We start from the raw sequence: 13,627 nt of genomic DNA on the forward strand, positions 1-13,627 counted from the left end.
TTCCTTCCTATGATCGGGCTCCCGCAGGAGTTGATAAACAAACAACAACTGCCCCTAAGCCATAAAACATGGCTTAGGGGCAGCCCCGTTAATCCGATCGCCGGATTTAGCCCTCGATCAGCTTCTTATACTCATCCATCTGGCGCTGCAGCTCGGCAAGCACCTTGTCATAGCCCGCCTTCTTCAGCTTGCTGCGGAATTCCTCGACCGCCGCGGCCGGATCGCCTGCTTTGCCGAACGTGATCGCCGGGCCCATCTCGCCCGAAACCTGTGAAATGGCGGTAAGCTCCGCCTCAACCGGCGTTTTGTCGAATACGAACTGGCCGTACGGATACGATTTTTTGATTTGATCGTATTCGGCATACAGCGTCTCTTCAAGCTGATCCCATGTCGTCGCGCTCGGAATTTCGAATTTGTCGACGCGGCCGCCCCAGAAATCGGCGTAGAAGGCGTGTTTCGCGTCGTCATAGCCTTCCGGCTGTACGCGCTTGCCGTCTTTGATTTCGTATTGAACGCCTTCGATGCCGTAATTGATCAGATGGTAAATTTCTTCGTCGTTGCGGATCAAATCATAAGCCATCAGGGCGCGCTCCGGATTTTTGCTGTGCGCGCCGAGGGACGTTCCGCCATGCGTAATGGACAGCTCCAGCAGGTTGTTGCCGCCGGTGCGGTTAAACGGGAACATTTGCAGCTCGGAGCCCGGCTGGTCTTTGTCCATCGTTACGCGAAGGCCGCCGAACGTCTGCGTATGATGCTGGTCGAGACCCGACAGGCCAGCGCGCAGCGAAGCGCGGTTGTCGTTCTTATTGTTCAGCACGTCCTCGCGCCAGTAGCCTTTGTCCGCCCAATCCTTCATCATCGTTGCGAATTTAATGAACGTATCTTCGAATACCTGGCTTGTGACCGTATATTTCTCATCATACGATTTGGTCGTGAATACGGGCAGGTAGCCGGTCGAAATCGGAAGCTCCAGGTTATCGGTGTACGATTGCACGAAGCCGCCGAACGTGCTCGTTTGAGCAACGGCATCCCATGGAACGACATCCGGTTTATTGTCTTTTACATATTGGAGGTACGCGCCGATACCTTCCCAGTCCTTGATCGGCTCGGTAATGCCCGCTTCCTTCGCCCAGTCGCCGCGGTAGAAGAAGCCGTGGTTAACCCATTGCGTATAGTCATTTTCCGGAATGAGGACAATTTCGCCTTTGTATTTACTTTCCGCCCAGTCCTCTTCCGCAATCGAATCCCACGTCTGAGGCGCGTATTTCGGCAGCAGCTCGTCAAGCGGCATGAAAGCCCCGCGCTGCGCATTGCCCCAAGTGTCAAGCCAGTCCGTACCGATCGTGATCAGATCGACCGGTTCGCCGGAAGCCAGCAGGAGGTTATATTTTGTCGTCCAATCCGCCCATTCCACCCATTTCCATTCCAGCTCGGCATTGATTTTTTCTTTCATTTTTTTGTTTACTTCGGCCAATACCGCCTCGAATTGGCCGTTTGTCGGTTTGTTGCCGAGCACGACATAGCTGATTTTGACGAACTTGGACGTATCCGCCTTCGCGCCGTCTCCTTCCGTATTCGTGCCGCCCGTATTGCCGCCCCCGTCATTCGAGGCGGTTCCGCCATTCCCGTTGTTCCCTCCATTACTGCCTGAACAAGCGGCTAATGCAATGACCATGATGATCGCAACCAGCAATGATGAAATCCGTTTGAATGTTGACATTTGCGCGTCTCCCCTTTGTTTTATAAATCGGGCATTGCCCGTTATGTGAAGAGGCCATCCTGCAGCCTCCGGCACATCAGCCTTTGACGGCACCCACCGTAATTCCCTTAATGAAATACCGCTGCACGAATGGGTAGAAGAGAATGACCGGTCCTGTGGCGACAACCGCTGTGGCCATCTTCATCGATTCGAGCGGCACGTCTCTCAGCTCCACGTTTGAGGCGGCCGCGGAATTGCGGACAAAATCGGCGCTGGTTACGACGTTATACAAGAACAGCTGCAGCGGCCGGTAGTCCATATCCGGGGAAAGGAACAGCATCGAGTTATACCATTCGTTCCAATACCCAAGTGCGATGAACAGTCCGATTGTCGCAAGCGCAGGCGTCGTCATCGGGAGAATGAGCCTCATGAAGATCGTGAAGTCGCCTGCGCCGTCAATTTTGGCGGATTCGGTAATCGCATGCGGGATGGAGCGAACGAAGCTTTTCATCATAATGATGAGAAAAGGACTGAGCAAGCCCGGCAGCAATACCGCCAAATAATTGTCCTTTAGGCTCAAATACTGTGTCATCAGCAGGTAGAACGGCACAAGCCCGCCGGAGAACAGAGTAGTGAAGTAAATGAAGAACGAAATGCCGTTGCGGTAACCGAAATCCGGGCGCTGGAGCGCGTAGCCGGTCATGGCGACAATGAACAGCCCGGCAGCCGTTCCGACAATCGTGATCCCCATGGTAACGATATAAGAACCGATGATAAGATCCGGATTTTCAAATACGATTTTATAAGCAAAGGTACTGAATTCGCGCGGCCAGAAATTAAACCCGAACTTCTTGATCGCCCCTTCCGCCGTAAACGAGGTGCCGAGGATGAGCAGGAAGGGCAGCAGGCAGCAAAGCGCAAAAACGGAAATAAAAAGATAACCGATGGCTTTAACCGCAATACCGCTCACATCCGTCCGGATACTGCGGGATTCTCCTGTATTTTCCATGTGTTGTCACCTCCTAGAATAACGAATTCTCAGGCGAAGCTTTTCTCACAAGCCAGTTCGCCGTTATGACGATGATAAAACCGAAGACCGACTGGTAAAGGCTCACGGCGCTGCCGAGCGAGAAGTTGAAATTCGTCATCAGCGAGCGGAACACATAGGTTTCGATAATGTCCGTTGTCGCGTATAACGCGGTATTATTGGCGCCTACCAAGTTGAAGAATAGCCCGAAATTCCCCTTCAGAATACCACCGAGCGAGAAGAGCATCAGAATAATGAAGGTCGGTTTCAGCCAAGGGATAATGATGTAGATAATGCGCTGGAAGGCATTGGCCCCGTCAATTTCCGACGCTTCAATGATTTCATTGTCGAGCCCCATAATCGCTGCAAAATAAACGATCGAGCCGTAGCCCGTCGATTGCCACAAATAAGTCAGCACGATAATGAACGGCCAGACGCTCGGGTTGGAGTACGCTTTGACCGGTTCCATGCCAAGCGATTGGAGAACGCCGTTCAAAAATCCGTAATCGTAGCTCAATATATTGTAGGCAATCAAACCGATCAGCACCGCGGATATAAAATGAGGCAGGAACATAATCGTCTGCGACACTTTTTTAAACCACTTCTTGCGGATTTCGTTGAGCAGAATAGCGACAAAGATTTGCAGCACATTCCCTAATACGATGAAGACCAGATTATAAGCGACGGTATTAAAGGAAAGCCGCCACAAATCACCGTTGATAACGAGAAAACGAAAATTATCGAAGGCTACAAACGCGCTTTTGAAGATACCGTCCGAATAATTGTAATTAATGAAGGCTAAATAAAGCCCGGGCATTGGCAAATAGGCGAATACGATAAAAAACGCAATAGCCGGCAAACACATGAGCAGAAGCGTCTTGTTGTTCCAAAATCTTCTGCTCCTGCCGGAAATGACTCGCTCCGGTTTACTTTCAAGCTTTCGTTCGACAATGGCTGCCACCCTCATCCCTCCTTGTCATGAAGTGTTAGACCGATATGAATTGAATGGATTCCAGCCGTCCAGGCTTGCCCCGTTCAACCGATTCCAGGAGAATCGAGATACTGCCCTTTCCTTCCGTATACCAGCTTCCCGGCAAGTAGAAGGAATCCGGACTGCCGCCCGTCAGCACGGGACGGTCCGATTCGCATGGCAGCCATAACCGCCCGACGATCCGCCCCTCCAGAAACACGGTCAGCTTCAGACCTGTGCCGGCAACCTTAGCGCGCCAGCCCGCTCCCGATGCCGAATTCACGGCGGCGGCATGCAGCCAAGCCGTCTCTCCCGGTTCCAAACTTACGGGGAATGCTGTCAGCGACGCTTCCATCCTCATCGTCTCGGCATGCTCATGCAGTTCCTCTTCCTCGGCGGCGCTCACCGTCCAGCCTCCCGCTTCCACTCCTTCGTACAAGAGCACCTTTCCTGCCGGGAGGCCAAGCGCCCTCTCGAGGAATACGGTCAGTTGCACCTTTTGACCGGCGGTAATGTACGGCGACAGATCGATGTATGGATCAAACGGGTTGACCGCTCCGATTTCCGTACCATCCACGAACAGCCTGGCAAGTGACTGAATGCCTTCAAAATGCAATGTCCAAGAGCTGGCCTCATCCGATGCCGTGAACGATTTCCGGTAATACTCCAGAGCGGGATGATCCGATGTCATCCATCCGCCAAAATCGATAACGGGCCACATACCGTCATCCTCTGGAGAAATAAGCTCCATTCTAAGCGTCCGATCCGGTGCGCGACAGACGCTCCAATTCCGGCTGAGCTCGCGTACCTCCGTTACCGCCGCTATCCCTTTTAACCCTTTCATAGCATTCAGGCGCAGACCGGGGAGACGAATGTCATCGAAATTCGAATGGCCCCATATTTCCGTTCGCGCGACCAGCCTGTCATCGGCTAAGCCGCCGCTGAGCGGCACGAAGGCGCTGAGCGGCACGAAGGCGCTTGCGCCTCCAGGCGTGACCGTCCCGGCATATTGGCCGCCTGCATACAGCGATATGACATCGCTGCCCTGACGAACCAACAGTCCTTTCACCTCTTGGCCTGCCGGGACTCGAGCGGTTGCTTCGTACCAGGCGTAGCCTCTGTAGATGCCGTATCGCTCGAGGTAATCCGCGTCATCCCGTCTGGTCCGCCTATCCGGACCCGGTATAGGCGCAGAGGCGTCGAAGCGGTTAAGCTTCCATTCGGCTGCCGCTTCCTCCGGTTGATCCGAATAACGAAGCGCCTCCCCGAATCGGGCTTCGCCATTCTCGTCAAATCCCTCCATATGAAGCGCTTTCATTCGGTCGTGGATAAAAAGCTTCATCAATCGTCCGTCTGGAAGCTGGATCGTACATCTTGCATCGCTATCACCATCAAATGAGATGATGAGTCTCTCGCCCTTCAGGTCGGCAGTCGCATGCTCGGTTCTCGCGTCAAGCGGCGTGCCGATTTGCAAAACGATTTCGCCTTTGCCTTCGGTATGCAGCGCGAACGCAGCCCCGTCTGCCTGTGCCTCGGCCATATAAAGCTCGGCGGTAGAGCTTTCAAGCATCCCCTCGAGTCCCCAATGGCCGAGCGGCACATGAAATGGAAGCGAAAGGGATCGTCCTGCCTTCAGCGTAAAAGCGCTCTTCGGGTTCTCCGATTGTGAGGCCTGAGCAATCGACAGCACTTTATCCCGATCGTCCAGGTTCGTCAGGAACACGAGGCTCCCGCCTCCCTTCAGCTGCAGGACATGCGGACCGGCCACCCTTGCGCTGTCTCCGGTTAGAGACCATGCCTGGGGCGGAGCGTCCGCCCGGGCGGATTCCGCAAGCGAAGCGCCGTAAGCCCCGATAAGCCTCCCAAGCAGCCGTCCTTCATAGGCTTCCTGCCGAATATGACCCTCCGGCGAGATCATGCCGCCAAAATCATAATCGGAAGTCATGAACGCCAGCGGTTTCCCCCAATTGTTCGTAGCGTTCGTAAATCCGAAATCCGTTCCCGATACTTGCAGGTAAGGGCCCAGCAGCTTGGCTCCGCAGGATAAGAGCCTCCGCAGCAAATAATGCGACCGGTTCGTCTCCGTTACAAGCAGCGGATAACCAAGCTCCGCCGTCGTCTTCCGGTAATGCAGCACCTTCTCCTCGAACTCCGGGTCCCGGTTATCCGGGTAGAAGTTGCAGGTCGGCACAACGTTGTCCGTAAGTCCCGAGGCTTGCGGCAATCCGCCCTGACCCGCGCATGCAAATAACGGAACGGTAATCCCGTGACCCAGCGCCATGTCGCGAAGCGCAGCCATATACCCCTTCGGATCCTCGCAGCCGTAGAAGTCAAGCTCGTTATCGAGCTGAACGGCAACTACCGTTCCGCCCTGTCCTGCCTGATTCGCCTTCAGAAGCGGCATGATCCGGTTAAACCAGCCTTCGACGCTGCTCAGAAATTGCTCGTCGTTATCGCGAAGCTTCATCCCTTCCTTGGCGAGCAGGTAGGCCGGCAGCGCCCCTCCGTCCCACTCGGAGCAAATATAGGGGCCGGGTCTTGCAACTACCCAAAGTCCCGTCTCCGCCGCCGCTGCCAGGAAGGCCGCAACGTCGCGCTCCCCGCTGAAATCCCATTCCCCTTCCTTCCGTTCATGGTAGTTCCAAGGAAAGTACGCGTCGATGCTGTTGTAGCCGAACGCTTTAAGCTGAATCATCCGCTCCTTCCACGCCGCTCTTGGAATCCGGAAATAGAACAGCGAGGCGCACAACAGAATGTGAGGCTTCCCGTTTATTCGTACTGCATCCGATTCGAATTGCACTGTCGCCATAGGTTTTGTTTCCATGCTCATGCCGCAACCTCCGAATAATGACATATAAGCTCGAATACTGTAACCCGTTTCATGAAACCCGTTACATTTTGGCAAAAAAATAAATACACTCATTGACCGATGCAAACAGCATTTGCTTTATTTACGGTAAATTGATGTGTATTTAGGACTTAGATCCGTATGGTGGGATAACGGATACGGTAAAATATTACATTCATGAAACGGGTTACATTTGGTTCGCCGCCAACACGCAATGTTTAGACAATTTGATTTTATTCAACAATGAAAGCGTTGTCAACCATTATTTATGACCCCTCTACCGGTTCCCCTTCTTACTTGGGTGGGGCTGTGGACTCCCGGACAATCAGCTCGGGTCTTATTTTCGTATTTTTGCCGACTTTATTCTTCGTAATCATCTGATGCAGCAGTTCAGCCGCCCCGCGGCCCACGTCATAGCATTTCAACGAAACCGTCGTCAGCTCGGGAATGCTGTTGGAGGCATAAGGAATATCGTCAAAACCGACTAACGACAGGTCTTGCGGCACTTGAAGGCCCGCTTTATTCGCCGCTTTCATCACGCCGATCGCGACCAGATCGTTCGCGCAGAAAATCGCCGTCGGACGCTCGGGCAAATCCAGCAGCCGGTTCAAGAATGATTTGCCCGTTTCAACGGAAAAACCGCCGTCGAGCACCCATTCCTTCCTCGCTTGCAAGCCGTTTTTCTCCATCGTCCTGACAAAGCCCTGGATGCGCTGCAGCGTATTCGACATTTTCCTGAAGCCGCCCACGAAAGCAATGTTCCGATGTCCCAAGTCGATTAGATGCTGCGTAGCCAGCTCCGCTCCCTCGCGCTCATCCGCATAAATGCGCGTCAGGCCCTCGCCTGGAAGATTACCGTTAATGAGCAGCAGCGGCACGCGCTTGCCGGCCTCCACAACCTCATTCACCAGGTCGCTGCCCGGCCTCGCCAGATTGATCCGGCCGCCGATCATAATGATGCCGTCCGCCTGCTTCTCGATGAGAATGTTTAAATATTGCGATTCGCGGACGTATTGCTCGTAAGAATTGCCGTTCGTCGATACCGTATCGCAAAGAAAGAACGTGTAGCCTTTGCTTCTTGCCTCCTGATCGAGTCCCGCCAGCACCTCAGGGAAGAACGGATTCGTAATATCCGGCAAAATAACGCCGATCATTCCGGTCTCCTTCTTGAACAAGCTTCTGGCAAGCGCATTCGGCTGAAACTGATATTTCTGAATGAGCTCCAGCACCTTTTCCCTCGTCGACTTCTTGACCGGCGCCGTGTTGTTAATAACGCGCGATACCGTAGCAACGGAGACGTTGGCTTCCCTTGCGATATCATATACAGTAACCGGTTTCATTGTTGCTCACTCCTCGCCCCTAATTGTGCGTCCTTCAGTAGAATAACAGACTTTATCAAAATTGGAAACGAGTCGTTTTATACAAGCAGAAACGCCCATCGGTGTCCTTGTCTGAGGACGCAACCGTTTCGCGGTGAAATATAAGACCATTTATAAGTACTGATCTTATACGGTCTTGTATTTCAAAAAAAACGACAATAAGCTAAACTTTATCACTTTTTATGGAAAATTTCGAGATAACCTTGCGGGAGGCCAGTTCCTTCAAGGCTTTTTTCAGCTGATCCGGAGAAGGATTAACGATCCCCAGCTCCCTTAGCAAGAAGGCCAGCTCCTTTTCATTATTGTCGTTATTGTTGCTCATTGATTTCACCTCGCCTATCCGATAGAAGTTGATCCATTCAAAAATCGGCTCCGCCTGCATGACACAGACAGAGCCGATTTTTTTGACGGAAAACGTTTTATGGATTGGATATGATAAGGCTTCGGAGTTAAGCCGGCACTGCCTGGTTCTCCTCGTTAGATCAGCTTAGCGTGGCAAGAGCTTCCCGCGTGAACGGCTTCAGCTCCTCGGAGCGGTCTTCGCGGATTTTGGCTGCCCAGGCCGGGTCGCTAAGAAGCGCACGACCGACGGCGACGAGGTCGAACTCTCCGCGCTCCAGACGCTCGATCAGGCTGTCGATGCTTGCAGGCTGCCCGCCCTTGCCCTCGGTGAACAGGCTGGTGACATCGGAGTCCAGGCCGACGGAGCCGACGGTTATAGCCGGCTTGCCGGTCAACTTGCGCGTCCAGCCCGCCAGATTAAGGTCCGAGCCCTCGAACTCCGGCTCCCAGAAGCGTCTTGTGGAGGCATGGAAGATATCGACGCCTGCCGCAGACAACCGGCTGAGGAAGCGCTCCAGCTCCTCCGGATTCGCTGCCAGCTTGGCATCGTAATTAACCGACTTCCACTGGGAGTAGCGGAAGATAACCGGGAAATCCGGTCCGACCGCGGCCCGCACCGCTTCGATAACCTCCACCGCGAATCGGGTGCGGCCAATCAGGTCGCCTCCGTATTCATCCGTGCGCTTGTTGGTAACGTCCCAGAAGAACTGGTCGATCAGGTAGCCGTGCGCGCCGTGGATCTCCACCGCGTCAAAGCCGATGCGCTTCGCGTCGGCAGCTGCCTGGGCATAAGCCTGCACGATTCCGCGAATTTCCAGGGCCGTCATAGGCTCCGATACCGGCTCGCCGGTCAAGCTGAGGCCGGAAGGCCCGATCGGATCGGCGTTCGAATCCGGGAATTTCTTTCTCTCGCGGGCAGTGCCGGTATGCCAGATCTGCGGAGCGATTTTGCCGCCGGCTTCATGAACTTCGCGGACGACGCGCGCCCATCCTTCCAGCGCTTCCTCCCCGTAGAAATGAGGCACGTTATGGTCGGCAGCCGAAGCCGGATGGTTAATGACCGTACCTTCGGTGATAATAAGGCCGACGCCGTTCTCCGCTCTTCTGCGGTAATAACCGGCCACGTCTGGACCCGGAACGCCGTTTGGCGAATAGGATCGGGTCATCGGAGCCATGACAATACGATTGTCAAGCTTCAGCCGGCCGCCCTCAAAAGGTCTGAACAGCGGGGCAGTTGTTTTGGATAGGGTCATCTTATTCTCTCCTCCCGTATAAAAAACAGTTATTTATCTATAAATCTAAATATATAGATTAACTGACAAAAATGCAAGCAAACCCTTTGGCTAATATTTTGGGGTTACTTCGTCTTGGCCTGAAGCCCGGATGCCAGTTCCTCCAAAAAGGCGGCGATCGCTTCCTCGTTGCGCCTGTAGTAAGTCCATTGGCCATAGCGGCGGGACTCCAGCAGTCCTGCCTTCTGCATGGAGGACAGATAGGAGGAGATAACCGACTGCGCCAGACCGGATTTTTCCTGAATAGTTCCCACGCATACACCGCCCGGAAACTCTTCATTGACGGGGTTCGGCAGGCTCTCGATCATCTGTTCCGGCTCCCGCAGCCAGCAAAGGATGTTCAGACGGGTCTCATTAGACAGAGCCTTCAGCATCGCAAGCATAGCTTCATTTTTCATTACTCGACACCCATTCCTGGTTGATTTGTTCCCAGTATACCAAAGTACCGCTCATGAGAAAAATGAATGACAAAAAATGATCAAGCAGAAACGCCTATCGGCGTCCTTATCTAAGGACGCTGCCGGTTATTCTTCTTTTGATCATTTTTCCAGCCAAATTTGTTTAAAATCAATCCAGCCGTTAGAGTTGAATGAAGCGCCTTTAACCGAAGGATGCACATAAGTATTCAGCTGCCGATGATGCAGAAAAATGATATGGCACTCTTCCCGGAGCCGTGTCTCGATACCCCGCATGTAGCTTCTGCGGGCTTGAACGCTGTCGGAGCCCAGAGCCAAGTCTATATGCGCAAGAATCCAGCTCTTGAGTGAAGGCGCCAGATACGTACTGGTGATGTATTCCTCATGCTCATACAAATCGATCTCGCAGACTTCATCTTCGGCCAGAATCATGCCTGAGATGGTGAAATCGGCGCTGGATATAACATCAGGATCTAATACTTGCGACCAATCCGCCAAAAACAGGTCGACAGCAATGCCAAAGCTATTCATGCGCGCCGCGATCCATCGTCCGTCCCGTTCATACTTTTCGTGTACGACAAGCCGAAGCTCGGTCCCGTCGTAACCGGATTGGGACAGTGCATGATAGATTTCCGGAACGGTTGCGTTTATGCGCTCATATTGAAGGCTGTCTTCCGGGCGTAAAGAATAAGCAGGCAGCACGCGTTCTCCACCTAGTTCAGCTTGCATGGCCGCGGGATCGATCAAGAGCCGTACGGCTTTACGGAAGGTCTCGTTCTGTGTCCACCCCTGTTTATTCCCGTTCCATGTCAACATCGTGCTGCCATTGTACAATCGGACGAGGGCTTGCCATTTTTCTTCCGGATTCTCTTCCTGCTCCGACTTACCCCCATCATGAGTTTTCATCACGGATGGCATGCCAATTGTAGACATCTGTCGGCAATCCTCGGGCATGATGATGATATCGACGCTATCCAGGTAGGGTCTTCCCGCATAAAAGGAGGTATTGACCTTTAACTCAATGCGATTTGGAGAAAAGGAAATCAATTGGAACGGTCCTGTACCCGTCGGAAGTTGCCAATAGTCTTCTTCATTGCGTCCGTTCAAATCCAGAGGCAAGATGGAAGTAGCGGGCGCGCATAAAAAACGATCAAAAATCCAATTCGGTTGCGAGAGAACAAAACGTACAGTATACGGTCCCAATGCTTCCACAATCGAAAGCCTTCTCATCATCCAGCGGTTCGGCATGTTTTGATCGCGAAGCCGTTCGAAGGTATAGACCACATCCGGAGCGGTCAGTTCACGCCCTGAATGGAAGAAGACTCCTTTGCGCAAATGAAAAGTCCATTCCATTGCCTTCGAATCCGCGTTCCAAGCATGAGCAATTCCGGGAACTATCCGATTGACTTTCTCGTCATAAGTGACGAGACGATCGAAGATTTGCCGAATGATCTCTGAATCGAAGGCATAATTCACTTTAGCAGGATCGAGCGTTTGGACGCTCCGGTAGACGGGAAAACGGAGCGTATCGCATTCGGTATGATCTCTCACTTCCCTCTGATAGCCGAATCTGCCTTTCAACCATTCGATGAACTTGATTTTGGCTTCGGTCCCTTCACCATAACTGCTGAGCACTTCGAACGAGGTACGGTAATCGCCCTGAGCGGCTTTGGATGTAGCCAGGTTGAGCAGGAAGCTTTCTTTATGCTCCTTGAAAGAGATGTGTGAGCGATTACCACGACCGCGGCCCGGTTGCCAGGTTACAAGACCGTCTTCCTCCAATTTCTTCAACACAAGCTTCGCGTTCCTCGGCGTGCAGTGCAGCGCATCTGCAAGTTCCTCCAGCGATGCTTCCACAGGTTCGCCATTCGAGCTTTCGCCTCCGAAACGGTCGTATAAAGTCAGATACCGCTCAGCTACCAGCATGCCGATCTCTCCTTTGGTTGCTAAAAATGCAGAGCATCATAGTAGATTATTGAAGTATAACATTTTAGGATTTCTGAGACTACGGCACACATTCTATTGGAGATTTGTTCGCTGAGCCAAGTCGTTAAAGCATTGATTTGAAAACGTCGCATAGGGAGAAATAGCGGCAAACAGCCCTCGCCTTGTCACCAAGATGAGAGCTAATTGCATTTCAACTCATAGTTATTTAAAAGCCTAAATTCAAACTTGCGACAGCGTATGGCAAAACCTTAAAAACTGCTCTTCATAAAGCTTTCTGTACGCCAAATGACGCTCCGGATCCGGCGTAAATACGGCCTGCAATCGAACCGCAGCGAGGGATGCCGCCTCTTCGAAGGACGCATATAAGCCCGAGCCGACTCCGGCCGTCATTGCCGCGCCCGCGAGGGCCGCCTCCGGAACGTCCGGAACCTCCAGCGTAATGCCGGAAACATCCGCCTTGATTTGGAGCCAGTGATGATTCCGAATGCCTCCTCCTACGACGCGCATCCGTCCGATCCGGCTGCCGGACACCGTTTCGGCGCATCTCCGGATCGCTTCTATTTGATAGGCATTGCCCTCGAGCACCGACCTTAAGAGATCTCCTTTGCCATGCCGGCCCGTCAGGCCGATAAACGCCGCTTTCGCATACGGATCCGGGGAAGGAGCCCCGCTGCCGGACAAATAGGGCAGGAACAAGATGCCGCCCGGCTCGCGGGGAACCTCATTCAACAACTCCATGATCCTTGCATAGCTGGCCTTCTCGTCTCCGATCAGCCCCCTCAGCCATTCCACGGAGCCTCCCGAGGACGAATGCCCTCCCATCCAGAACAAATGGTCTGGGAACGGATGCAAGCTGTACGTCAGTCCCGAAGAAAAGTCATTCTGCGTCAATTCTCTGGCGGCAAAAGCTCCGACGACCGTCTCCGCCGTCCCCATGGAGTTATAAATCCCTCCGGCATGTACGCTGCCGACGGCAAGCGAAGCGCAGACGTGATCATGACCGGCAAGATACACGGAGGCGCCTGCGGGAAGCGCCAGCGCTTTCGCGGTAGAAGGCGGCACGGTTCCAACCGGTATGCCTGCGGGAATAACGGGAGGAAACAAGCTCTCCTCCAAGCCGAAATGCCGGATCAACGGGACGTCCCAGTTCTTATCCGTAATGCGGAAAGCATAGGTTCTGGCCGCCAGCGTATAGTCCTCCGCCATATGCCCCGTTAAGCGGTAGGCGGCGTATGAGGAGACGGACAGCCATACGGAGGAGCGATGCGCCTCCTCGTCCCGGCTTTTCAGCCACAGCAATTTGGCCAGCCCGTATTTGAAGGACGGACGCAGGCCGGTAGCCCGGAATTGCTCGAATACATCGGTTTCATCCTCGATGCGCTTCGCCTGCCCGAGCGAGCACTGCTCGAACCACGGGATGATCGGCGACCTCGGCATGCCCGTCGACCTGTCTACGAGAAGACCGCTCTCCGCCATGCTGGTGATGCCTATCGCATGTACCGCCGATTGCTTTCCAGCGGCGGATGAAAGCTGGATCATCATCGCCGCGATCTGTCCCCACAGCAGTTCTGGCTCGTAATAAACAAACCCGTCCGGATGCATTCGGCTTTCATTAGGCCGATGCGCCTCGGCGAGCAAGCTGCCGCTCTCATCATAGAAGCCGGCTTTTATGTTGGTCGTTCCGATATCCAGGCTGACAATCACCTT

The 13,627-nt window shown here is 53.4% G+C and carries 10 protein-coding genes; all 10 read right to left on the reverse strand.

What is annotated here, in order from left to right:
• Nucleotides 1-106: 106 nt before the first annotated feature.
• Entirely contained in the window at nt 107-1,720 is a 1,614-nt protein-coding gene (locus H581_RS0103640; RefSeq protein WP_028608837.1) for an ABC transporter substrate-binding protein, read from the reverse strand.
• A 76-nt stretch (nt 1,721-1,796) separates the two neighbouring features.
• Nucleotides 1,797-2,708 (reverse strand): carbohydrate ABC transporter permease, encoded by a 912-nt coding sequence (locus tag H581_RS0103645; RefSeq protein ID WP_028608838.1) that lies wholly within the window; start codon nt 2,706-2,708, stop codon nt 1,797-1,799.
• Between the two features lie 13 nt (nt 2,709-2,721).
• Nucleotides 2,722-3,591: an ABC transporter permease gene (locus H581_RS0103650; RefSeq protein ID WP_245599908.1), complete on the reverse strand. Its 870-nt coding sequence runs from the start codon at nt 3,589-3,591 to the stop codon at nt 2,722-2,724.
• A 121-nt stretch (nt 3,592-3,712) separates the two neighbouring features.
• Entirely contained in the window at nt 3,713-6,526 is a 2,814-nt protein-coding gene (locus tag H581_RS32905) for a beta-galactosidase (RefSeq protein ID WP_051250417.1), read from the reverse strand.
• 311 nt (nt 6,527-6,837) lie between these two features.
• A complete protein-coding gene (locus H581_RS0103660; RefSeq protein ID WP_028608840.1) occupies nt 6,838-7,884 on the reverse strand; it encodes a LacI family DNA-binding transcriptional regulator in 1,047 nt (348 codons plus the stop codon).
• A 202-nt stretch (nt 7,885-8,086) separates the two neighbouring features.
• The gene (locus H581_RS0103665; RefSeq protein WP_156889491.1) at nt 8,087-8,245 is read right to left on the reverse strand and encodes a hypothetical protein; all 159 of its coding nucleotides are present in this window, start codon (nt 8,243-8,245) and stop codon (nt 8,087-8,089) included.
• 160 nt (nt 8,246-8,405) lie between these two features.
• Nucleotides 8,406-9,518 carry an NADH:flavin oxidoreductase gene (locus tag H581_RS0103670; protein ID WP_028608842.1) on the reverse strand — a complete coding sequence of 371 codons (1,113 nt, stop codon included), beginning with the start codon at nt 9,516-9,518 and terminating at the stop codon, nt 8,406-8,408.
• A gap of 104 nt (nt 9,519-9,622) precedes the next feature.
• On the reverse strand, nt 9,623-9,955 hold the full coding sequence (locus H581_RS0103675) for an ArsR/SmtB family transcription factor (RefSeq protein WP_211231441.1): 333 nt from the start codon (nt 9,953-9,955) through the stop codon (nt 9,623-9,625).
• A 141-nt stretch (nt 9,956-10,096) separates the two neighbouring features.
• Nucleotides 10,097-11,899 carry an ABC transporter substrate-binding protein gene (locus H581_RS0103680; protein WP_028608844.1) on the reverse strand — a complete coding sequence of 601 codons (1,803 nt, stop codon included), beginning with the start codon at nt 11,897-11,899 and terminating at the stop codon, nt 10,097-10,099.
• Nucleotides 11,900-12,139: 240 nt separating this feature from the next.
• Complete coding sequence (locus H581_RS0103685) at nt 12,140-13,624, reverse strand: FGGY-family carbohydrate kinase (protein WP_028608845.1); 1,485 nt, start codon at nt 13,622-13,624, stop codon at nt 12,140-12,142.
• Nucleotides 13,625-13,627 lie beyond the last annotated feature (3 nt).

Origin of the sequence: Paenibacillus harenae DSM 16969, assembly GCF_000422465.1 — a bacterium.
In the GTDB taxonomy this organism is placed as follows: Bacteria; Bacillota; Bacilli; order Paenibacillales; family Paenibacillaceae; genus Pristimantibacillus; species Pristimantibacillus harenae.

Coding starts and splice junctions, on each gene's coding strand:
- H581_RS0103660 (WP_028608840.1), bottom strand. CDS start 7,884: ATGAAACCGGTTACTGTATATGATATCGCAAGGGAAGCCAACGTCTCC.
- H581_RS0103645 (WP_028608838.1), bottom strand. CDS start 2,708: ATGGAAAATACAGGAGAATCCCGCAGTATCCGGACGGATGTGAGCGGT.
- H581_RS0103680 (WP_028608844.1), bottom strand. CDS start 11,899: ATGCTGGTAGCTGAGCGGTATCTGACTTTATACGACCGTTTCGGAGGC.
- H581_RS0103665 (WP_156889491.1), bottom strand. CDS start 8,245: ATGAGCAACAATAACGACAATAATGAAAAGGAGCTGGCCTTCTTGCTA.
- H581_RS0103650 (WP_245599908.1), bottom strand. CDS start 3,591: ATGTGTTTGCCGGCTATTGCGTTTTTTATCGTATTCGCCTATTTGCCA.
- H581_RS0103640 (WP_028608837.1), bottom strand. CDS start 1,720: ATGTCAACATTCAAACGGATTTCATCATTGCTGGTTGCGATCATCATG.
- H581_RS32905 (WP_051250417.1), bottom strand. CDS start 6,526: ATGAGCATGGAAACAAAACCTATGGCGACAGTGCAATTCGAATCGGAT.
- H581_RS0103670 (WP_028608842.1), bottom strand. CDS start 9,518: ATGACCCTATCCAAAACAACTGCCCCGCTGTTCAGACCTTTTGAGGGC.
- H581_RS0103675 (WP_211231441.1), bottom strand. CDS start 9,955: ATGAAAAATGAAGCTATGCTTGCGATGCTGAAGGCTCTGTCTAATGAG.